Origin of the sequence: Flavobacterium sp. LB2P53 (genome assembly GCF_003970305.1) — a bacterium.
Classification (GTDB): Bacteria; Bacteroidota; Bacteroidia; order Flavobacteriales; family Flavobacteriaceae; genus Flavobacterium.
This window is the reverse complement of the sequence record NZ_RYDG01000003.1, coordinates 205,101-227,654: the sequence shown is the minus strand read 5'-3', so window position 1 is coordinate 227,654 and position 22,554 is coordinate 205,101. Positions and strand designations below refer to the sequence as shown.

The following is a 22,554-nucleotide window of genomic DNA, read 5'->3' as shown; positions in this document are numbered from 1 at the left end:
CAATCCATATAAATGAGTTGTAAAAAACCAAAAAAATTGTTTCTTACTCCAAACTGCAATCCTTATATTTGCAGTCTCATTAAAATTAAAAGATGAAAATATCTTACAACTGGTTAAAACAATTTATTAAAATAGACTGGAAATCCGAAGAAACTGCAGCATTACTAACTGATTTAGGGTTAGAAGTAGAAATTGTTGATAAATACCAATCCGTAAAAGGCGGATTAGAAGGCATTGTTGTAGGACACGTGCTTACGTGCATCCAACATCCGGATGCTGACCGATTAAAAATTACCACAGTCGATTTAGGAAATGGCGTTCCTGTACAGATTGTATGTGGTGCCACTAATGTTGCTGCAGGACAAAAAGTGCCGGTTGCTACTATTGGAACCACATTATATGACGCCTCGGGAATTGCTTTTATAATAAAAAAAGGAAAAATTCGCGGACAGGAAAGTCACGGAATGATTTGTGCAGAAGATGAACTAGGACTAGGCGATAGCCATGACGGAATTATGATACTGGACGATGCTTTAGCAGCAGGAACTCCTGCATCCACCGTTTTTAAAATTGAAAATGACGAAGTTTTCGAAATTGGATTGACACCCAATCGTGCTGATGCCATGAGCCATTTGGGAACTGCTCGGGATTTGAGAGCAGGAATGCTGCAAAGCGGTGTCAATGTAGAACTGATCACCCCTTCGGTAAGTAATTTTAGAGTAGATAAAAGAACCTTAAAAATTGATATTGATGTCAAAGAGTCTAAACTGGCTCCTAGATATTGTGGTGTAACCATTTCTGGTATAGAGGTAAAACCATCACCAGCTTGGTTGCAAAACCGATTGAAAGCTATTGGAATCAATCCTAAAAATAATATTGTAGATGTAACCAATTATGTTTTACATGAGCTGGGTCAACCACTTCATGCCTTTGATGCTGCAAAAATTAATGGAAAGATACTCGTACAAACACTTCCTACCGGAACTAAATTCATTACTCTTGATGATGTAGAAAGAACCTTACACGAAGAAGATTTAATGATTTGTGATGAAAAAGGACCTTTATGTATTGCCGGTGTTTTTGGCGGAAAAAAATCAGGAGTAGGTGAACATACCAATTCTATTTTTCTGGAAAGTGCTTATTTTAATCCCGTAAGTATTCGTAAAACAGCGAAAAGACATCAATTGAATACGGATGCTTCCTTTCGATTTGAAAGAGGAATTGACCCAACCATTACCGCATACGCCCTAAAAAGAGCAGCTCTATTAATACAAGAAGTAGCAGGAGGCGAAATAACATCTGATGTTGTGGATATGTACCCAAAAAAATTGGAAGACTTTTCAGTGTTTTTAAATTTTAGTAAAGTCGCTAAAATAATTGGTCAGGAATTACCAAAAGATACGATCAAACAAATCTTAGCGTCATTAGAAATTAAAATCAATAGTGTTTCTGACGCAGGTTTAGGTTTAACCATTCCGGCTTACCGGGTTGATGTACAAAGAGAAATTGATGTAATTGAAGAAATATTAAGGGTTTACGGTTACAATAACATTAAATTTTCAAAAAAATTGAATGCTACTGTTTCTAATTCTCCCAGAAACGAAGACTATAAGATACAAAATCTGATTGCCACACAATTAAATTCTCAAGGATTTAATGAGATGATGGCTAATTCGCTGACGACCGCTTCTTATGTAGCGCTGAGTGAAATACTTAAAGAAGAACATAACGTAACAATGCTGAATCCGTTAAGTGCTGATTTATCAACAATGCGACAATCCCTGTTATTCTCCGGATTAGAGGCTGTTTCCTATAATATTAATCGTAAAAATTCCGATTTAAAATTATTTGAATTTGGAAAATCATACCACAACTATCTTGCTGGTTATGAAGAGAAAAAACATTTGACTTTATTTCTTTCCGGAAACAGAAATCAAGAAAATTGGACTAACGCTCAAAAACCCTCTGATTTCTTTTTGTTCAAAGGCTATGTCCATGGGATCCTTTCAAGATTAGGGATTCAAAAAACACAAAATTTACCTGTTACATCTGATATTTTTTCTGAAGGAATTGCAATTGGATGTCACAAAGATACTTTGGTAGAATTTGGGGTGGTAAAAAAATCAATATTGAAGCATTTTGGAATCAAACAAGAAGTATTTTTTGCAGATTTTAATTGGGCTCTAATTTTAAAATTAATTTCTGCGAAGATAAAATATACCGAGATTCCAAAATATCCGGAAGTGCGCAGGGATTTGGCTTTGCTTATAGATCAAAACATAACTTATGAAAGTATTTATAACATTGCACGTCAGACAGAAAAAACACTTTTAAAAGACATTAATTTATTTGATGTATATCAAGGTCAAAATCTTCCTGAAGGGAAAAAATCATACGCTTTAAGTTTCGCTATCCAAGACTGTTCTAAAACACTGACGGATGCGCAAATTGACAAAATTATGAGCAAGTTGCAAAATAATTTTATAACTGAACTCGGAGCCACTTTGAGATAAGTTCAATTTTATCTAAGTAAAATATAATCCCGATGCTAAAAAACTTAGTATCGGGGTTTTTTTATAACAAAAAAGCCCTGCAAATTGCGAGGGCTCTTAAGACTAACAAAATATCAACCTCTAATCAAAAATTATTGTTTAGGTAATACAACTGCATCAATAACGTGAATCACACCATTAGATTGGTTCACATCAGCAATTGTTACTTTAGATTTTCCTCCATTTTCATCCGAGATATATAAATCTTTACCTTTCATCCAAGCAGTTAAGTTTCCGCCACTAACTGTTTTTAAGGTTGCTTTTCCTTTTCCCATTTTAATTGCTTTAGCAATATCTGAAGCATTCATTTTTCCAGCTACAACATGGTACGTAAGTATTGTTTGTAACATCTTTAAGTTTTCTGGTTTTAACAATGTAGTTACAGTTCCTGCTGGTAAATTATCAAACGCAGCATTTGTTGGGGCAAAAACGGTGAATGGTCCTGTACTTTGTAATGTTTCAACTAAACCAGCTGCTGTTACAGCTGCAACTAAAGTAGTATGGTCTTTAGAGTTTACCGCATTTTCAACAATATTTTTAGTTGGATACATCGCAGCTCCTCCAACCATTACACTTTTTTGAGCGAAAGATGTAGCTCCAAATACTAATGTCATTAATGCAATTGATAAAAATTTTCTAGTTTTCATATTTTTTTTTTTAAAGTTATATAAAAGCATTTACGCACTATTATTACTTTTGGTTTTAAAAAAATAAAAATATTTTTCAAAATATTGATTTTCAAATAATTATATTTTTTTAATAGTGTTATGAAAATGAAACGAAGTAAAATAGCCCAGATGGCAGCAAGTATCCTTTTTATGGTGCTACCCAAAGTTATTTTTTAAAAATTAGTACTGCACAATAAAAAGATACTGCGAACAGCGGGACGATTGTGGATGGTGAACTTATATGTTATGCTCCTTAAAAAGGAAGCAAAAAAAAGCCCCACATTACTGTGGAGCTTTCTATTTTCAAAAAATCAAGAAATTATTTTTTCTCTGACTTTTCCATTTTAGCTTTTAATGCTGCTAATACATCATTACTATCACCTAAAGTTGATGCCGAAGCATTGTTTGTAGATGCTGAAGATGATGTGTTTTCAGTAGCTGCTTTCACATTTTTCTCTTCTTCTTCACGGAAGATAGCAGTGTGAGAGGCAACTACTCTTTTGAATTCTTTGTTGAATTCGATAACTTTGAAATCAGCTGTTTCGCCTTTTTTCAATTTCTTTCCGTCTTCTTTTTCAAGGTGACGTGTAGGAATGAAAGCAACGATATCATCACCAAATTCTACAGTAGCTCCTTTGTCAACAATTTCAGAGATTTCACCGTTATGGATTGTTCCAACTGCAAATGAATCTTCATATTGATCCCAAGGATTAGCAGTAGTTTGTTTGTGACCTAAAGATAATTTACGTCCATCAACATCTAATTCTAATACTACTACATCAAGTTTTTCACCAACATTTACAAATTCAGATGGGTGTTTGATTTTCTTTGTCCAAGATAGGTCTGAGATGTAAATCAATCCATCAATTCCTTCTTCTAGTTCTACGAAAATACCAAAGTTTGTAAAGTTTCTAACGATACCTGAATGTTTAGAACCTACAGGATATTTAGAAGTGATATCAGTCCAAGGATCTTGAGACAATTGTTTGATACCTAATGACATTTTACGGTCATCTCTGTCTAATGTTAAGATAACTGCTTCAACAATATCTCCTACTTTTACGAAATCTTGAGCAGAACGTAAATGAGTAGACCAAGACATTTCAGAAACGTGGATTAAACCTTCAACACCTTCAGCCACTTCAATAAATGCACCGTAATCAGCGATTACAACTACTTTACCTTTTACTTTGTCTCCAATTGCTAATTTAGCATCCAGAGCATCCCAAGGGTGAGCGTTTAATTGTTTCAATCCTAATTGAATTCTTGTTTTTTCGTCATCGAAATCAAGGATTACAACATTTAATTTTTGGTCTAATTCCAATACTTCAGATGGGTGGTTGATTCTTGACCAAGAAAGGTCAGTAATGTGAATCAATCCATCAACTCCACCTAAGTCAATAAAGACACCATAAGAAGTAATGTTTTTAACAACACCTTCTAATACTTGTCCTTTTTGCAATTGACCGATGATTTCTTTTTTCTGGATTTCGATATCCGCTTCAATAAGCGCTTTATGAGAAACAACAACATTTTTGAATTCGTGGTTGATTTTTACCACTTTGAATTCCATCATTTTGTTTACATATACATCGTAGTCTCTAATTGGTTTAACATCAATTTGAGATCCTGGTAAAAACGCTTCAATTCCGAAAACGTCAACGATCATACCACCTTTAGTTCTGCATTTTACAAAACCATTAACGATTTCTCCTGTTTCGTTAGCCGAAATAACTCTATCCCATGATTTGATAGTACGTGCTTTTCTGTGAGACAATACTAATTGACCTGTTTTATCCTCACGGATGTCAATTAATACTTCAACAGTATCACCTACTTTTAAGCTTGGGTTGTAACGGAATTCGTTCAATGAAATAACACCTTCCGATTTTGCGTTGATATCAACAATAACGTCTCTATCTGTAATTCTAACAACTGTTCCATCTACTACTTCTTCTTGATCCGTAGCGATAAATGTTTTTGAAACTAGTTCTTCAAATTCTAATAAGTTTTTTTGATCCACTGCATCAATACCTTCTTCAAAGTTGTGCCAGTTAAAATTTGCTAAAAACTCTTCTTGTGATTTTACTTGTTCAGACATGCTGATTGAAAATTTGTATTCTGTATTCTCTCGAGTTTCTTAATGTGCTAGAAAACAACAGAAGTTGTTTGTATAATTAAGTAATACCTAAAGGAAACTCTTATTCACCAAAAGGACTGCAAAAGTAACACATTTATCTTAATTTGCAAAATAATTTAAATGCGATAATGTCTTGGTTTTTAGGAGCAGTACGTTTTGGGGTTTTTATGACGATTACTCCCGCTTTCCGCTATATCTTTTATACAGTATCCAGCCTTTTGAAGGCTGGATACTGTATAAAAGGATGCCGCTTCACTCGGGGCTAGTTATGTAAATATTTGATTACCAGCATAAAAAAACCGATAGCTATTTTTAGTTATCGGTTTTTTTTATTTTTCTTTCCTTTCTAATGACTTACATTTTCAAAATCTACAGGATTGTGTTTGTGCTTGAATAAAACGGCAAAAGCCAAGGCAATTATCAGTGCATACATAGCAAAAGCCAACCAAATGGTATGCCAGTCTTTCATAAAAATGGCTTTACTAAACAATCCATCAGCCGTAATTGTATTCCCTTGAGCAGTCACAAATTCTAACATCTTTGAATTTGTCGTTTCTGTTTCCAGAAAACCAGCCAAATCTGTAGTATTATTAAATGATTTTGTAAAGTATTTATCAATAGCCCATCCCGAAGTAAAACTTCCTAAAACCGCTCCAAAACCATTGGTCATCATCATAAACAATCCTTGTGCCGAAGAACGATTTTTTGGATCTGTGGTGGTTTCAACAAATAATGATCCTGATATATTAAAGAAATCAAATGCCATTCCGTATACCACACAGGACATAATAATCATCCACAACCCGTCTGTAGGATTGCCGTAAGCAAATAATCCAAAACGCAATACCCAAGCCAGCATACTGATCAACATCACTTGTTTGATACCAAAACGTCTTAGAAAAAAAGGAATCGCAAGAATAAATAAAGTCTCCGATATTTGAGAAATCGACATGATAATAGTTGAATATTCCACTACGAAAGAATCAGCATATTTTGGAAAATGTTTGAATTCATCCAAGAAAACATCTCCGTACGCATTTGTTAATTGTAAAGCGCCTCCTAAAAACATGGAGAAAACAAAGAACAAAGCCATTTTATAATCTGCGAATAACTTAAAGGATTCTAATCCTAGTGTTTCCATCACAGAAGCATTCTCTTTAGACAAGCGCTGCGGTTTACATTTGGGTAACGTAAAAGAGTAAATTCCCAAAAGTACCGCTGCTAAACCTGCAATATAAAATTGATATTCCGTTGCTTTATTTCCGGTCAAATTAGTGATCCACATAGCAACAATAAAACCGATTGTTCCCCAAACCCGTATTGGAGGGAAATTTTTGATTACATCTTTATTGTTTAATTTTAGAGCCGTGTAAGAAATTGAGTTACTCAAAGCAATCGTTGGCATATAAAAACACATTGCTAAAAGCATACTATAAATAAAGGTTTCCGGAGTAGTAACTTGTGGGATAAAAAATAATACTGCAGCATACAAAATATGAAGAATTCCATATAATTTCTCAGCATTTACCCATCGATCAGCAATAATTCCGGTTAGTGTCGGCATAAATAAAGAAGCAATTCCCATAGTTCCAAAAACCAATCCAAATTGAGTTCCTTCCCAATTCTTGGTGCCAAACCAATAATTTGCAATGGTAATCAACCAAGCTCCCCAAACAAAAAACTGAAGAAAACTCATTATTACCAATCTATTTTTAATTCCCATGCGATGAATTGTTTTTTTTATTTTAAAAAATTTACAAGGCGTAAATCTACTATTAAAAATTAAATCTGCAACTAATTATATCGTTTTAGTAATTTCATTTACTAATTCTAAAACAAGCTCAAATTGCTCTTTACGATTTAAATGTGAATTGTCAATTTCTATAGCATCATCGGCCATTATCAAGGGAGAATCTTCCCGGTGAGTATCAATATAATCCCGCTCTTCTACATTTTTGAGAACTTTTTCATACGTGATACTATCGCCCTTTTGAACTAACTCGTCATAGCGTCTTTTTGCTCTTGTGCTTGCACTGGCGGTCATGAATATTTTAAGCTCGGCATCCGGAAAAACAACGGTACCTATATCTCTGCCGTCCATAACAATTGCTTTGTCTTTTCCCATTTCTTTTTGCTGTTCGACTAATTTACTGCGAACCTCAGAAACTTCGGCTACTTTACTGACAAAACTAGACACTTCAATCGTTCTGATTTCAGTTTCGACATTCACATCATTCAAATACATTTCGGCAAAACCCAAATCAGTATTGAATTTAAACTGCAACTTAATATTTGACAAACTATTAATCAATGCTTGTTTATCAAAAAAAGTGGCGTTAACATATCCTTTTTGCATCGCAAAAAAAGTAACGGCACGATACATTGCTCCGGTATCTACAAATACATATCCAAAATGATTTGCGAGTTGTTTGGCTAAAGTACTTTTTCCGGTTGATGAAAAACCGTCAATCGCAATGGTGATTTTTTTGTTCAAAATGTAAAATTTAAAGTTCAATGTTATATCAAAATCATTCTTGAAAATTAATTGTCAATCCAAAAAGGCTTGTATTTCCTGCTAAGGTATATCTTGAATATGAATAATTAAATTTAAGTTTATTTAATTTAAGTCCAAAACCCAATGAAATTCCTGAAAAATTACGTTTCTCGACAATACGTAATTCTTCGGCTCGTCTAAAATTATATCCCAATCGCAAATTAAGGGCTCTTTTAGGAAAAAGCTCTACTCCCATAATTACATGACGCAAAGCATTATTTACAAATGACACCTTCTCTTCGGTTGATTCTCCATTAAATGAAGATGTAGCTCTAGCTGGATTTGAAAAAGCAATATTCCATTGCTGTAAATTCTCTAAAGTAAGATGCCAGCGAATAGGGACATTTTCTAATTCCTGTGACACTCCTGCGATTATTTCTAGTGGCAGTTTTTCATTTGTACCATTATACGTTGAAAACTGTGTGCCTATATTTCGAATGGCCAAAGCCCAATTGACATCATTTTTTTCATCAATAAAAAGAGCGCCTATATCTAACGCACCACCAAAAGAATTATAAATGTCTAAATTTGAAGAAATCAATTTAGCGCTCGCACCAATATGAATATTCGTATAGGGAATATTATAGGCATACCCGAAAGAAAGCGCTATTTCACTTCCAGTAAATGCTGCCGTAGGCTGGCCATTTTCATCAAATCCTTCAAAATTACCATAATTTACATAATTTATACCCGCCTGAAAGGTCTGTAAATGACGATCGTATGTATACGCGTACGAAGCAGTTCCATAAGTCACTTCATTAAAGTAGCTCCCGTAATTCAAAGCCAGATGATTGTCCATTTCTGCATTTATAGTAGCCGGATTAAAATGGACCTGATTGACATCCTCATCATAAATTGTAATCACTTTCCCGCCTAAAGCTGCCTGTCTTGGTGAGGTCACTAAATTTAAAAACTGATAGGTGTACTTCCCTCCTATTTGACTGTAAGACACAGCACAAACAAAAATAAAAGAGTACAGATATAGTTTTTTTAGCATGCTTTAAATTGGAGTTTGTATAAGTAAAACGCAACTGCGAAGATAAAATTATAAATACAATAAATGGCAACTTTAAAACTGGTAATTACAAATAAAAAAATCCAAATTCCTTTGCTTGAAAATCAAGTTTTAGAAGTTGGATTTTAAATTTAGAATTTGTTTTATTACAAATCCTTAGCGTTTTTAACCTTTTGATCAGTTAGAGCATATTTCAATACTTCGCTCATTTCTTTTACATAATGAAAAGAAAGTCCTTCCAGATATTCAGGTTTTATTTCATCAATATCACTCTTATTTTCATGACACAGAATAATTTCTTTAATATTGGCTCTTTTTGCAGCCAAAATCTTTTCTTTGATTCCGCCTACTGGCAACACTTTCCCACGTAAAGTAATTTCTCCTGTCATGGCTAGGTTTTTCTTCACTCGTTTTTGTGTAAATAACGAAACTAAGGACGTCAGCATTGCAATTCCTGCACTTGGTCCGTCTTTTGGAGTGGCTCCTTCCGGAACGTGTAAGTGAATGTTATATTTAGAAAGCAGCTCTGAATCCAATCCTAAAAATGATGCATTGGCCTTGATATATTCTAAAGCAATGGTGGCAGATTCTTTCATTACTGTACCCAAGTTTCCGGTAATTGTCATGGTTCCTTTTCCTGGGGAAAGCAACGATTCTATAAACAAAATATCACCGCCAACAGAGGTCCAGGCCAAACCAGTTACTACTCCGGCAACATCATTATTCTCGTATTTATCTCTTTCTAGCCTTGGAACACCTAGCGTTTTTATGATATCGTCATCCGTTACTTTTTTATTATACGCTTCCTCCATTGCAACGGATTTTGCTGCGTTACGGATTACTTGAGCAATTTTAGCTTCTAGGCCACGAACTCCGGATTCACGTGTGTATCCTTCGACAATTTTTTCTAATTGTTTTTTACCAATAGTTAAATCTTTGGTTGTCAAACCATGTTCTTTCAATTGTCTTGGAAACAAATGCTGACGTGCAATTTCTACCTTTTCTTCAATCGTATAGCCTGACATTTTGATGATTTCCATTCTGTCTTTCAACGCAGGTTGAATCGCAGCCATATTATTCGATGTAGCAATAAACATCACTTTAGACAAATCATATCCCATTTCAAGGAAATTATCATAAAAAGAATTGTTTTGTTCCGGATCTAAAACTTCCAATAATGCTGATGACGGATCACCTTGGTTGCTGTTTGATAATTTATCGATTTCATCCAAAACAAAAACAGGATTTGAGGTTCCGGCTTTTTTCAAGCTTTGGATAATTCGTCCAGGCATGGCACCTATATACGTTTTTCTATGTCCGCGAATTTCCGCTTCATCACGCAACCCACCAAGAGAAATTCTAACATATTTTCGGCCTAAAGCTTCTGCAATAGAGCGTCCAATAGATGTTTTTCCAACTCCGGGAGGTCCTGTCAAGCAAATAATTGGGGATTTCATATCATTTCGCAATTTTAAAACTGCCAAATGTTCTATCATTCTTTTCTTAACATCTTCAAGACCAAAATGATCTCTATCTAATATTTTCTGTGCTCTTTTTAAATCGAATTTATCATTAGAATATTCGTTCCAAGGCAATTCCAAAAACAACTCCAGATAGTTTCTTTGAATACCAAAATCAGGCGCTTGGGGATTCATGCGACGCATTTTAGACAATTCCTTATCAAAATGTTTTTTGGTTTTCTCGTCCCATTTTTTGGTCAAGGACTTCTGTAACATTTCGTCCATTTCCTCTTCCTGAGAAACGCCACCTAATTCTTCCTGAATGGTTTTCATTTGCTGGTGCAGGAAATATTCACGCTGTTGTTGGTCTAAATCAAACCGAACTTTAGACTGAATATCATTTTTTAATTCGAGTTTTTGCAACTCAATATTCATGTAGCGAAGTGTTTCTAAAGCCCTTTCTTTCAATTCATTAATCGCCAATAAATCTTGTTTTTCTTTAACTGTCAAATTCATATTCGAAGTCACAAAGTTGACTAAAAACGATTGGCTTTCAATATTCTTGATCGCAAAAGTAGCTTCACTGGGAATGTTTGGACTTTCTTTTATAATCTGAATCGCTAATTCTTTGATTGAATCCAGAATGGCAACAAATTCAGTATCGTTTTTCTTAGGTCTTTTCTCTGGAACTTCCTTGATTTTTGCAGTAATATAAGATGTTTCATCAATAACAGTCTCAATCTCAAAACGTTTTTTACCTTGAAGAATTACCGTTATATTCCCGTCAGGCATTTTCAGTACACGTAAAATACGGGCTACCGTACCTATTTTATGAATATCTGCTTTGGTTGGGTCTTCATCTTCCTCATTGATTTGAGCAACAACTCCAATAGTTTTCCCTGCAGCGTTAGCGTCATTGATCAATTTAATCGATTTATCGCGTCCCGCAGTAATTGGTATTACAACTCCTGGAAATAAAACCATATTCCGCAAGGGCAATATAGCCAATAATTCAGGTAAAGCCTCATTGTTCATTTCCTCCTCGTCTTCGGGAGTCAAAAGTGGAATTAAATCTGCTTCCGAATCAAATTCCTGAAGTGACAGATTGTCAATAGTAAGTATTTTATGATTTGACATATATTTATTTAAGTCTTTTTGTCATTAAAAATTTTCATTTGCCAAGTAAATATATGATATCATAGTATTAATTTAAATAAAATCGTTGTATGACACTAATAATTTGTACAACCCTAAAAGAGACAATCATTATGCCAAAGTAAAAGCAAATTAATTTTATCTTCCTACAAATAATTCGAAAGATATATCTTTCTTTTTTTTTTAGCTTTTTTCAACACTTGATTCGCATGGGTAAATATTACCTATGAAATGTCTTTGATAAATAGGAGGAAGTGTTAGTTTTTGATTCAGTCAGACTGCTAAAAAATTTTTCAAATAAAAAAAGGACAAAGAAGAATTTTTCTTCCTTGTCCCTTATGGTGGGCAATGAGGGGTTCGAACCCCCGACCCCCTCGGTGTAAACGAGGTGCTCTGAACCAGCTGAGCTAATTGCCCTAAACAATGTAGATATTTTCATATCCTTATTGCGAGTGCAAATATACAGCTAGAAATCGTATCTGCAAGCAAAAAAGTAAAAAAAATCAATAAAATAGTGACTCAGTTTTCTTTCGTGCTCTATAATAGCACTTTATCTTTGTAATGAAAAACTAGTATTTTTTTGTATTCATTCGCTATAGTCTTACATTTGCGACATAAACAATAGATAATGGCCAGGTTCAAAGAAAACGATTTACCAAAATCAAAAATTACTGCAAGTTCACTCCAAAAAGCAACTGTAATATTTCAATATGCAGGAAATCACCGATGGAAATTTTATGTAGGATTAGTTTTTTTATTATTCACTGGAGCGACTGCTCTTGCTTTTCCTAAGTTGATGGGAATGCTAATTGATTGTGTGAAAAACAAAGATAATACTCAAGCTAACATGATTGCGGGTGGTTTAATTGTAATCTTATTTCTTCAGTCCATTTTTTCGTTTTTTAGATTGTATTTATTTGTCAATTTTACGGAGAATACTTTAGCTAATCTACGATTATCACTGTACAGCAATTTGGTAAAACTACCTATGTCTTTCTTCTCGCAAAAGCGTGTTGGCGAATTAAACAGTAGAATCAGTTCAGATATTACCCAGATACAAGATACTTTAACATCTACTATAGCCGAATTCTTAAGACAATTCATTTTAATTATTGGTGGCGTTCTTTTATTGGCCAATGAAAGCATCAAATTGACATTATTGATGTTGTCCGTAGTGCCGCTAGTGGCTGTTGCTGCGGTTATTTTTGGGCGATTCATCAGGAAATATTCAAAAAATGTTCAAGATAAAGTGGCCGAAAGTCAAGTAATTGTTGAAGAAACCATGCAAGGCATCAGTATTGTTAAGGCTTTTGCCAATGAGTGGTACGAAATTGCCCGTTACAACGGAAAAATAAAAGAAGTGGTTGCAATTGCCATCAAAGGCGGGAAATACCGAGGGTATTTTGCTTCATTCATTATTTTCTGTCTTTTTGGAGCTATTGTTGCCGTAGTTTGGTTTGGTGTTCGATTGAGTATTAGCGGAGAAATGAGCGTTGGCCAATTGATTTCGTTTGTGTTGTATTCTACATTTGTAGGTGCTTCTTTTGGCGGAATTGCGGAACTATATGCCCAAATCCAAAAAGCGATTGGCGCAACCGAACGTGTTTTTGAATTATTAGATGAAACTCCTGAAAAAATTAATTCGGTGCGTGATCCGGCTGCAATTGAAAAAATAAAAGGCAATGTCACTTTCAAGAATGTAGCGTTCAGTTACCATTCCAGAAAAGAAATTAAAGTATTAAAAGACGTTAGTTTTACCGCTAATTTTGGTCAAAAAATTGCTATTGTCGGACCAAGCGGAACCGGAAAATCTACTATTGCTTCCCTGTTATTGCGTTTTTATACGATTGACGAAGGAGAAATATTGGTTGACGGAAAAAATATTTATGATTTTGATTTAGAAAGTCTTCGTGGAAACATGAGTATTGTACCGCAAGACGTAATATTATTTGGCGGAACCATCAGAGAGAATATTGCTTATGGAAATCCCAATGCTACCGAAGAAGAAATTGTTACTGCTTCAAAACAAGCCAATGCCTATAATTTTATCGAAAGTTTCCCTGAAAAATTTGAAACAATTGTGGGAGAAAGAGGTATTAAACTTTCCGGCGGACAACGCCAACGTATTGCCATAGCCCGAGCATTATTGAAAAATCCAAGTATTTTAATTCTGGATGAAGCCACATCATCATTAGATAGTGAAAGTGAAAAACTAGTTCAGGAAGCCCTAGAGATTTTAATGCAAGGAAGAACTAGTATTATAATAGCGCACCGCCTATCGACGATTCGCAGTGCGGATCAAATTTTGGTCTTGGATAAAGGAAAAATCACAGAACAAGGAACACATCAGGAATTAATCGCTCTAGAAAATGGGATTTATAAAAATTTAAGTAATCTGCAGTTTAGCAATTTTTAGATTTCATAAATTTGACATTAAAAAACTCCATTCAATAAGCTGAATGGAGTTTTTTATTAAAATTTTTTATAAATTCTAATATAACTGAATACTAAAATCTGATCACTGACCACTTTCCTACTTCCCTTTTCTTCGATTGCGTTCTGCTTTTATCATTTCTAATTCACGACTCGTTTGTCCCGCTACGGAAGTATTTTCTTCCGCACGACGAATTAAGTACGGCATCACATCTTTAACTGGACCAAAAGGCAAATATTTAGCAACATTATAGCCATTAGCGGCCATATTGTAGCTGATATTATCGCTCATACCATACAATTGTCCAAACCAGATTCTGTCATCATTAGTTTTTATTCCTTTCTCCGTCATTAATTCCATTAGCGTATAAGTACTGGACTCATTATGGGTACCTGCAAAAACAGACATTACCTCTAAATGATCCGTCATATAGCGCACAGCACCATCATAATTTTCATCCGTAGCTTCTTTTGAAGCGCAAATTGGTGATGGATATCCTTTTTCAGCAGCCCGAACAATTTCCTTTTCCATGTACGCACCACGAACCAATTTCATTCCGATAAAAAAACCTTCTTTTATAGCCTGTTCATGTAATTTTTTCAAGTAATCCAAACGATCCCAACGGTACATTTGCAACGTATTGAAAACAATGGTTTTTTCTTTATTGTATTTGCGCATCATTTCGGTCACTAAATCATCAGCCGCATCTTGCATCCAACTTTCTTCACCGTCTATCAAAAGAGCAACATTTTTAGAATGAGCATCTTTACAAACTAAATCAAAACGAGCCATCACTCTATTCCATTCTGCCTGTTCTTCTGGAGTCAATGTTTGTTTTTCGCCCAATTTCTCATATAATTCAAAACGTCCAAAACCGGTTGGTTTAAAAACGGCAAAAGGAATGGCTTGGCGTTCTCTGGCAAATTCAATAGTTTTCAAGGTCATTTCAAGCGCGGCATCAAATTGATCTTCGGCTTCTTTTCCTTCTACAGAATAATCCAAAACAGAGGAAACTCCTTTGGTATACATTTTATCTACCACCGAAAGACAGTCCACTTCATTTATCCCACCACAAAAATGGTCAAAAACCGTAGCGCGAATCAAACCTTCAACAGGAAGATTGGCTTTAAGGGCAAAATTTGTAACCGCAGTTCCAATACGTACCAGAGGCTGATTAGCAATCATTTTGAAAAGAAAATAAGCTCTGTCAAGTTCCGTATCACTTTTTAATGAAAAGGCAACTTGAGTATTATTGAATATTTTTTCCATTATTTGTTAGATTTTTGTACAAATATAGACAGAGTTTTGAATATTATTTAGCAAAAAATGCCTTATTTTGCGGTTCCAATTAATCCATACAGATGCAATCAATTCAAGCCAACAGTTACCCGATACATTTTAACGAAAAAGGATATGAAGCAATAAACCTTCATTTAAAAGAAAATAAATACTCTAACCTATTTATTATTGTTGACAGCAATACTAATGAGTTTTGTCTGCCCCATTTTCTTCCTGTTCTGGAAACTGATCTTATAATTGAAATCATTGAATTTGATTGTGGGGAAGAAAATAAAAATATTGAGACTTGCGTCCAAATATGGAAAGTACTCACGGAACTTGGGGCTGACAGAAAAAGCCTTATCATTAACTTAGGCGGTGGCGTTGTCACTGATTTAGGTGGTTTTGTAGCATCAACCTTCAAACGCGGTGTTGATTTTATTCACGTTCCAACCACTTTACTCGCAATGGTCGATGCTTCTGTAGGTGGCAAAAACGGGGTGGATTTAGGAAATTTAAAAAACCAAATCGGTGTTATTAATGTGCCTAAAATGGTGCTTATTGATACTCAATATTTAGAAACAGTACCACAAAACGAAATGCGTTCCGGTCTTGCCGAAATGCTGAAACACGGTTTGATTTATGATAAAGAATATTGGGAGCAATTTTTAGATTTAAAGACTATAGATTTTGCTGATTTTGATGTATTAATTTACCGTTCAGTCGAGATAAAAAATGAAATTGTGCTGCAAGATCCAACCGAAAAAAATATCCGAAAAGCGTTGAATTTTGGTCACACACTGGGTCATGCCATTGAAAGTTATTTTTTGGAAAATGATAACAAAACAACTTTATTGCACGGTGAAGCCATAGCCGTTGGGATGATATTAGAGAGTTACCTTTCACTACATAAAAAACTGATCAATATAGAAGAATATTCTCAGATAAAATCCAGTATAAAGGCTATCTATACCGACATCGTTTTTGAAGAAAATGATATCAAACCAATCTTAGAATTACTGATTCACGACAAAAAAAACGAATATGGAAACATCCAGTTCGCATTGATAGAAGGTATCGGAAAAATAAAAATCAATCAAATGGTTGAAAATGAATTAATTCTTAAAGCCTTTCAGGATTATAAATCTTAATTATTTTTTATAAAAAGGATTGCATTGCGTATATAATATTTTTTACATTTGCAGTAATGAAAAAAAGTCAAAACAAACAAAATTATAGTTGTAATAAAACCCGAAACAATATCTCTTTTCTAAGAATATTGAAACGTTTTTATTCTATCAAAGGAAACTTTAGTTTTGATGTTTTTCAATACATGAAAGCAGATCACGAAAAACTTCAGATTATCTATGCAAATATTCGGGTTTGAATTATGGGTTTCTTTATTTTACAATATTTTAATCTATAAATTTATGACATCTAATGAATACAAAATATTCTGATTTAATCAATCAAACCTACTATTTTCCACAGGAAGAATTTACTTTAAACAAAGACAACCTTCAGTTTCATAATATCGATTTAATGAAATTGGTAGAACAATATGGCACTCCATTAAAATTCACCTACTTACCTCAAATTTCCAACAACATTAACAAAGCCAAAAGCTGGTTTCGTAAATCGATGGAGAAAAACAAATACGAGGCAAAATATTACTACTGCTATTGTACTAAAAGTTCTCATTTTGAATTTGTAATGAATGAAGCCTTTAAAAATAACATTCATATTGAAACGTCATCTGCTTTTGATATCAATATTGTTGAGAACTTACTGGCAAACGGAAAAATTAATAAAAGCACCTATGTGATATGCAATGGCTTTAAGAGAGATCAGTATATTGAAAATATAGCCCGAATAATAAATAATGGACATAAAAATGCAATTCCAATTATTGATAATTATGAAGAGCTTGATCTTTTACAAGAACAAATAAAAGGGAAATTCAAAATTGGAATTCGTATTGCTGCTGAGGAAGAACCTAAATTTGAGTTTTACACGTCAAGATTAGGAATAGGGTATAAAAACATTGTCAATTTTTACAAAAAACAAATTCAGGAAAATAAAAAATTGGAACTAAAAATGTTGCACTTTTTTATCAATACAGGAATAAATGATAATGCCTATTACTGGAATGAATTAGTAAAATGTATCAAAGTTTATATTGCATTAAAAAAAGAGTGCCCTACACTTGATGGACTGAATATTGGCGGTGGTTTTCCGATCAAAAATTCATTAGCATTCGAGTACGATTATCAATATATGATTGACGAAATTATCAATCAAATCAAAATTGCCTGCGATGAAGCCGAGGTTGAGGTTCCAAATATTTTCACTGAATTCGGGTCCTTCACAGTAGGAGAAAGTGGCGGTGCAATATACCAGATATTGTATCAAAAACAACAAAATGACAGAGAAAAGTGGAACATGATTGATTCCTCTTTCATCACAACGCTACCGGACACTTGGGCTATAAACAAACGTTTTATCATGCTGGCTGTGAATCGCTGGAATGAAACTTACGAAAGAGTTTTATTAGGAGGAATGACATGCGACAGCGATGATTATTACAACTCTGAGCAAAATATGAACGCAATCTATCTCCCCAAATACAACAAAGAAAAACCGTTATACATAGGATTTTTCAATACTGGGGCTTATCAGGAAACGATTGGCGGATACGGTGGCTTGCATCACTGTTTGATTCCGCAACCCAAACACATATTAATAGACAGAGACGAAAATGGTATTTTAGCTACTGAGGTTTTCTCCGAACAACAAACTTCCGACGATGTTTTGAAAATATTAGGGTACGACAAAAAATAAATAACAATTATTCAATATAAAAATTCGTTAAATTTGAAATACTAATTTTAACGAATTGATTTCTAAGTATTTAAATAAATAAAAATGAGCAAAGGACCAATCAGTCAGTTTATAGAAAAGCATTATTTGCATTTCAACTCTGCATCTTTAGTTGACGCCGCTAAGGCATATGAAGAACAATTAACCAATGGTGCAAAAATGATGGTGAGCATGGCTGGAGCTATGAGTACTGCCGAGATTGGTAAGATTTTTTCTGAAATTATTCGTCAGGACAAAGTGCATATTATTTCGTGTACTGGTGCAAATCTCGAAGAAGACGTGATGAATCTAGTCGCTCATTCTCATTATGAAAGAGTTCCTAATTACCGTGATTTGACTCCACAGGACGAATGGGATTTATTAGAAAGAGGATTAAATCGTGTAACTGATACTTGTATCCCGGAGCATGAAGCTTTCCGTCGTTTGCAAAAACACATTTACAAAATATGGAAAGATGCAGATGATAAAGGCGAAAGATATTTTCCGCATGAGTTTATGTACAAAATGTTGCTTTCAGGTGTTCTTGAAGAATATTATGAAATTGACCTAAAAGACAGCTGGATGTATGCAGCCGCTGAGAAAAATTTGCCTATCATTGTACCGGGATGGGAAGATAGTACCATGGGAAATATATTTGCATCCTATGTAATAAAAGGAGATTTAAAAGCTTCAACAATGAAATCCGGTATCGAATATATGGTCTTCTTGTCTGATTGGTATCCTAAAAACAGTACAAATGGTGTAGGTTTCTTTCAAATTGGTGGTGGTATTGCTGGAGACTTTCCAATATGTGTAGTACCAATGTTATACCAAGATATGGAAATGCATGACATTCCTTTCTGGAGTTATTTCTGTCAGATTTCAGATTCAACAACCAGTTACGGTTCGTATTCTGGAGCGGTGCCAAATGAAAAAATTACGTGGGGTAAATTAGACATTAAAACCCCTAAGTTCATTATTGAGTCCGATGCTACCATTGTAGCTCCTTTAATTTTCGCTTATTTATTAGATTTATAGAATATTTTATGAAAAGAGTAATTGTAGATTACGCCAAACTTACCAATGAAATTTTAAACCTATTGGTTGATAAATTTCCAGATGGTTATGATGATTCAAATATTATTAGTTTTAGAAACGCTAAAAACGAATTAGTTGAAGCAGTTGAAGTACGAACTGAAGATACCATTTATTTAGTAAAAGTGAGCACAAAACTGGCTGATAGAATTGAAAATTATGATGAAGATGATGAAATAATCATCGATGAAGTTGTTGAACCAATTAAAGGGCTTGATTTAGAGGACGATATGGATGATGATGACGAGGATGATGCTAATGATAAACCAGATACTGATTCAGGAGATGATGATGAAGATGCAGACGAAAAAGATTTTTCAGATGATGACGATGACGATGAAGAGGATTAATTAATCCCTTCTCAAATATATTTATTAAAAGGAACTCATTCACGAGTTCCTTTTTTTATAACTTTAGACTTCTAAATATACGCCAAAATGACTAATCAAATTTTATATGCCAAACTCAAAGAAAACTTTGGTTTTGAAAAATTTCGCCCAAACCAGGAAGAGATAATAAATTGTGTACTTTCCGGACAGGATACATTGGCAATTATGCCTACAGGTGGAGGAAAATCAATTTGTTTTCAATTGCCCGCATTGGTTTTTCCGGGAATTACAATCGTAATTTCTCCACTGATTGCTTTGATGAAAGATCAAGTAGATAGTCTGAAAGCAAATGGTATTGAAGCCTGTTTCATCAACAGTAGCCAAACTGAAAATGAACGTCAGTTTTATATCGAAAGGTTAAAATCGAATGTGATTAAATTAGTGTATATCGCTCCGGAAAGCCTGTCGTTTCTGGATAATCTTTTCAATAGTTTGACCATAAGTTTAATTGCTATTGATGAAGCACATTGCATTTCAGCTTGGGGACATGATTTTCGTCCTGCATATACTAATTTAGGATACCTCAAAAAGCGCTTCCCTTCTACTCCAATATTAGCTTTAACTGCAACGGCTGATAATGCTACACGTAAAGATATTAGCCAACAATTAAATTTGATAAATCCAAAAATATTTGTTGCTTCTTTTGATCGAAAAAATTTAAGTTTAGAAGTGCGTCCCGCTTTGGACAGAGTCAAACAAATTATAGATTTCATCCTAGAAAAGCCCAATGAATCGGGAATTATCTACTGTTTAAGCAGAAAAACAACAGAAGAATTGGCTGAAAAACTACAAAAAACAGGCGTGAATGCCAAAGCGTATCACGCAGGTTTAGACACGAAAATTCGTTCTAAAACACAAGATGAATTTATCAATGATGATTGCCAGGTGATTTGTGCTACCATTGCTTTTGGAATGGGAATTGACAAATCTAATGTACGCTGGGTCATTCATTATAACTTACCTAAAAATATTGAAGGCTATTATCAGGAAATTGGTCGTGCCGGTCGCGATGGATTACCATCAGAAACGGTATTATTCGAAAGTTATGGTGATCTGATTCAGTTGCAAAAATTTGCCTCTCAAGGTTTGAATGCTGAAGTGCAACTGGCCAAATTAGAACGAATGAAACAATATGCCGATGCGTTGAGTTGTCGCAGAAAAATATTGCTTTCCTATTTTGGCGAACTTGTCACAGAGAATTGTGGAAACTGTGATATTTGTAAAAATCCACCACTTTTTTTTGATGGAACGGTCATCGCTCAAAAAGCTTTATCGGCAATTATTCGGTTGAAGGAAATAGAACCATTACCAGTAATCATTGACTTTTTACGCGGTTCAAAAAATGCATATATTTATGAAAAAGAATACCAAAACCTGAAAACATACAGTGTTGGTGCTAATTTATCATGGTATGACTGGAATCAATATTTGATACAATTGATCAATTTGGGCTATTGTGAAATTGCTTTTCACCAGCAAAACAAAATCAAATTGACAGCGTTTGCAAAAAAAGTATTATTTGAAGGTGAGAAAGTACAACTGACCACAGTTCAAAAAATCAATATCGACAAGCAAGAAATTAAACAAACCAAATCCGTTGCAAATTCACTTTTTGAAACTTTACGTAAACTACGGTACGAAATTTCTAAGGAAGAATCTGTACCGGCTTATGTGATTTTCAGTGATGCGGCTTTACGCCAAATGGAAATTGAAAGACCGATGAGCGAAACAGAATTATTGGCAATTGACGGCGTTGGTAAAGCAAAACTAGAAAAATATGGCGATGCTTTTATAAAAGTTATCCAAGATTTCCAGAAAGCAAAAGGTGCTAAAAAGAAAAAAGAAGCCACAACCTACAAAGAAACATTAGAACTTTATACTACCGGATTCTCTGTAGAGGAAATTGCCCAAAAAAGAAAATTAGGTTTAAGTACAATTATGTCTCATTTAGCAAAACTGTATGTTGATGGAGCTAATATAGATTTGGATTCGCTTATCTCAAAAGAAGAAGTTTCTCAAATTGCTGAAGCGCAAATAAAACTGGAATCACCAAATGCCTTAAAACCTTATTTTGATTATTTTGAAGAAAAAATAGACTACGGAAAAATCCGGTTAGCATTAGCCATACTCGAAAAAGAAAAAGCTATACTTTAAACCTTAATATGATACAATCCTTTCTGGATTTTGTAAATTCTGAAACTGAAATATTCCCATCAAAAACCAAGAAGAAACTGATTTTGAAACATTGTTTAAAGAATTTCCCGGCATCACAAAAATTATTTTTAACGGAAAAGAAAGTCATAAATACTTTCTAAAAAAATTTGGTCAAATAAAAGGCATCACATATTATATGATGCCTTCCACAAATCCTGTAAATACTATGTCTTTTGAAAACAAGTTGAAAATTTGGTCAACTTGTTTTCAATAATTTATTAAGTACCTTTCTTCAAAAACTTTTTGATGGTGTTTTTGATGTCCAATCATAATAAAACCTATGGCTCGAACTGAAACAGCAGTATTTGAGGCAGTTCCAATTCTCTTTAATTGCTCTTCAGATAAACTTTTGAAAAGAAATAAATTCGAATGTCGCACTGCTGAAAATTCAGTTAGTAAATCTTGAATACTTCTATTGGCAGCTTCAGTATTATTTACATAATCATTTTCATCAAAACCAGGCAAAGCTGTTTGGTCATTTCTTGAAATTCGCAACGCACGATAGGCAAATATGCGCTCCGTATCAATTACATGCTGAATAATTTCCTTGATATTCCACTTCCCTTGCGCATATCTATAATCAAATTTATCCATTGGAATGTTTTGAATAAAATGGATAAAATCATGTAATGAAATTTCTAATTCTTCCATCAAATTTACGTCTCCCAAAGCATTTATATACGGAGTATAAAAAGAGGCATATTCGTTTTCGGGTAATTGAGTTGACTTCATATTTTATCG

General features: G+C 34.1%; 16 protein-coding genes and 1 tRNA gene. 8 read left to right on the top strand and 9 right to left on the bottom strand.

The window, feature by feature from the left end:
• Positions 1 to 92 precede the first annotated feature (92 nt).
• The gene (gene pheT, locus EKL95_RS05735) at positions 93 to 2,513 is read left to right on the top strand and encodes a phenylalanine--tRNA ligase subunit beta (RefSeq protein WP_126459589.1); all 2,421 of its coding nucleotides are present in this window, start codon (positions 93 to 95) and stop codon (positions 2,511 to 2,513) included.
• 131 nt (positions 2,514 to 2,644) lie between these two features.
• Here pheT and EKL95_RS05730 read toward each other — a convergent pair whose 3' ends face one another.
• The 7 genes from EKL95_RS05730 to EKL95_RS05700 form a co-directional block, all read right to left on the bottom strand.
• On the bottom strand, positions 2,645 to 3,199 hold the full coding sequence (locus tag EKL95_RS05730) for a fasciclin domain-containing protein (protein ID WP_126459586.1): 555 nt from the start codon (positions 3,197 to 3,199) through the stop codon (positions 2,645 to 2,647).
• A gap of 340 nt (positions 3,200 to 3,539) precedes the next feature.
• Positions 3,540 to 5,321: a 30S ribosomal protein S1 gene (gene rpsA, locus EKL95_RS05725; protein ID WP_126561562.1), complete on the bottom strand. Its 1,782-nt coding sequence runs from the start codon at positions 5,319 to 5,321 to the stop codon at positions 3,540 to 3,542.
• Positions 5,322 to 5,706: 385 nt separating this feature from the next.
• Complete coding sequence (locus EKL95_RS05720; protein WP_126459580.1) at positions 5,707 to 7,083, bottom strand: nucleoside permease; 1,377 nt, start codon at positions 7,081 to 7,083, stop codon at positions 5,707 to 5,709.
• Between the two features lie 75 nt (positions 7,084 to 7,158).
• Entirely contained in the window at positions 7,159 to 7,854 is a 696-nt protein-coding gene (cmk, locus tag EKL95_RS05715; RefSeq protein WP_126459577.1) for a (d)CMP kinase, read from the bottom strand.
• Between the two features lie 34 nt (positions 7,855 to 7,888).
• A complete protein-coding gene (gene porQ, locus EKL95_RS05710) occupies positions 7,889 to 8,911 on the bottom strand; it encodes a type IX secretion system protein PorQ (RefSeq protein ID WP_126563737.1) in 1,023 nt (340 codons plus the stop codon).
• 164 nt (positions 8,912 to 9,075) lie between these two features.
• The gene (gene lon, locus EKL95_RS05705) at positions 9,076 to 11,526 is read right to left on the bottom strand and encodes an endopeptidase La (protein ID WP_126563736.1); all 2,451 of its coding nucleotides are present in this window, start codon (positions 11,524 to 11,526) and stop codon (positions 9,076 to 9,078) included.
• 357 nt (positions 11,527 to 11,883) lie between these two features.
• Positions 11,884 to 11,961, bottom strand: a tRNA-Val gene (locus EKL95_RS05700).
• Between the two features lie 211 nt (positions 11,962 to 12,172).
• Here EKL95_RS05700 and EKL95_RS05695 point away from each other — a divergent pair.
• Positions 12,173 to 13,960: an ABC transporter ATP-binding protein gene (locus EKL95_RS05695; protein ID WP_126553307.1), complete on the top strand. Its 1,788-nt coding sequence runs from the start codon at positions 12,173 to 12,175 to the stop codon at positions 13,958 to 13,960.
• Positions 13,961 to 14,077: 117 nt separating this feature from the next.
• Here the strand turns inward: EKL95_RS05695 and EKL95_RS05690 are convergent, their stop codons facing one another.
• The gene (locus EKL95_RS05690; RefSeq protein WP_126459563.1) at positions 14,078 to 15,247 is read right to left on the bottom strand and encodes a proline dehydrogenase family protein; all 1,170 of its coding nucleotides are present in this window, start codon (positions 15,245 to 15,247) and stop codon (positions 14,078 to 14,080) included.
• 92 nt (positions 15,248 to 15,339) lie between these two features.
• On the opposite strand from EKL95_RS05690, the gene aroB reads away from it, so the two are divergent.
• From aroB to recQ, 6 genes are all read left to right on the top strand, one after another.
• Positions 15,340 to 16,407 (top strand): 3-dehydroquinate synthase, encoded by a 1,068-nt coding sequence (aroB, locus tag EKL95_RS05685; protein WP_126553309.1) that lies wholly within the window; start codon positions 15,340 to 15,342, stop codon positions 16,405 to 16,407.
• A 56-nt stretch (positions 16,408 to 16,463) separates the two neighbouring features.
• Positions 16,464 to 16,643, top strand: coding sequence for a hypothetical protein (locus EKL95_RS05680; RefSeq protein WP_126459556.1), 180 nt, complete (start codon positions 16,464 to 16,466; stop codon positions 16,641 to 16,643).
• 53 nt (positions 16,644 to 16,696) lie between these two features.
• Complete coding sequence (locus EKL95_RS05675; protein ID WP_126459553.1) at positions 16,697 to 18,097, top strand: arginine decarboxylase; 1,401 nt, start codon at positions 16,697 to 16,699, stop codon at positions 18,095 to 18,097.
• Positions 18,098 to 18,181: 84 nt separating this feature from the next.
• Positions 18,182 to 19,153: a deoxyhypusine synthase family protein gene (locus tag EKL95_RS05670; RefSeq protein WP_126563735.1), complete on the top strand. Its 972-nt coding sequence runs from the start codon at positions 18,182 to 18,184 to the stop codon at positions 19,151 to 19,153.
• Between the two features lie 8 nt (positions 19,154 to 19,161).
• Complete coding sequence (locus EKL95_RS05665) at positions 19,162 to 19,560, top strand: DNA primase (protein ID WP_126459544.1); 399 nt, start codon at positions 19,162 to 19,164, stop codon at positions 19,558 to 19,560.
• Positions 19,561 to 19,647: 87 nt separating this feature from the next.
• The gene (gene recQ, locus EKL95_RS05660; protein WP_126563734.1) at positions 19,648 to 21,753 is read left to right on the top strand and encodes a DNA helicase RecQ; all 2,106 of its coding nucleotides are present in this window, start codon (positions 19,648 to 19,650) and stop codon (positions 21,751 to 21,753) included.
• A gap of 267 nt (positions 21,754 to 22,020) precedes the next feature.
• On the opposite strand, the gene EKL95_RS05650 is transcribed toward recQ, so the two are convergent.
• Complete coding sequence (locus EKL95_RS05650; protein ID WP_126563733.1) at positions 22,021 to 22,545, bottom strand: DinB family protein; 525 nt, start codon at positions 22,543 to 22,545, stop codon at positions 22,021 to 22,023.
• Positions 22,546 to 22,554 lie beyond the last annotated feature (9 nt).

Excerpts from the sequence above, each read along its gene's own strand:
- pheT (WP_126459589.1), top strand. The coding sequence starts at position 93 with ATGAAAATATCTTACAACTGGTTAAAACAATTTATTAAAATAGACTGG.
- EKL95_RS05730 (WP_126459586.1), bottom strand. The coding sequence starts at position 3,199 with ATGAAAACTAGAAAATTTTTATCAATTGCATTAATGACATTAGTATTT.
- rpsA (WP_126561562.1), bottom strand. The coding sequence starts at position 5,321 with ATGTCTGAACAAGTAAAATCACAAGAAGAGTTTTTAGCAAATTTTAAC.
- EKL95_RS05720 (WP_126459580.1), bottom strand. The coding sequence starts at position 7,083 with ATGGGAATTAAAAATAGATTGGTAATAATGAGTTTTCTTCAGTTTTTT.
- porQ (WP_126563737.1), bottom strand. The coding sequence starts at position 8,911 with ATGCTAAAAAAACTATATCTGTACTCTTTTATTTTTGTTTGTGCTGTG.
- lon (WP_126563736.1), bottom strand. The coding sequence starts at position 11,526 with ATGTCAAATCATAAAATACTTACTATTGACAATCTGTCACTTCAGGAA.
- EKL95_RS05695 (WP_126553307.1), top strand. The coding sequence starts at position 12,173 with ATGGCCAGGTTCAAAGAAAACGATTTACCAAAATCAAAAATTACTGCA.
- EKL95_RS05690 (WP_126459563.1), bottom strand. The coding sequence starts at position 15,247 with ATGGAAAAAATATTCAATAATACTCAAGTTGCCTTTTCATTAAAAAGT.
- aroB (WP_126553309.1), top strand. The coding sequence starts at position 15,340 with ATGCAATCAATTCAAGCCAACAGTTACCCGATACATTTTAACGAAAAA.
- EKL95_RS05680 (WP_126459556.1), top strand. The coding sequence starts at position 16,464 with ATGAAAAAAAGTCAAAACAAACAAAATTATAGTTGTAATAAAACCCGA.
- EKL95_RS05675 (WP_126459553.1), top strand. The coding sequence starts at position 16,697 with ATGAATACAAAATATTCTGATTTAATCAATCAAACCTACTATTTTCCA.
- EKL95_RS05670 (WP_126563735.1), top strand. The coding sequence starts at position 18,182 with ATGAGCAAAGGACCAATCAGTCAGTTTATAGAAAAGCATTATTTGCAT.
- EKL95_RS05665 (WP_126459544.1), top strand. The coding sequence starts at position 19,162 with ATGAAAAGAGTAATTGTAGATTACGCCAAACTTACCAATGAAATTTTA.
- recQ (WP_126563734.1), top strand. The coding sequence starts at position 19,648 with ATGACTAATCAAATTTTATATGCCAAACTCAAAGAAAACTTTGGTTTT.
- EKL95_RS05650 (WP_126563733.1), bottom strand. The coding sequence starts at position 22,545 with ATGAAGTCAACTCAATTACCCGAAAACGAATATGCCTCTTTTTATACT.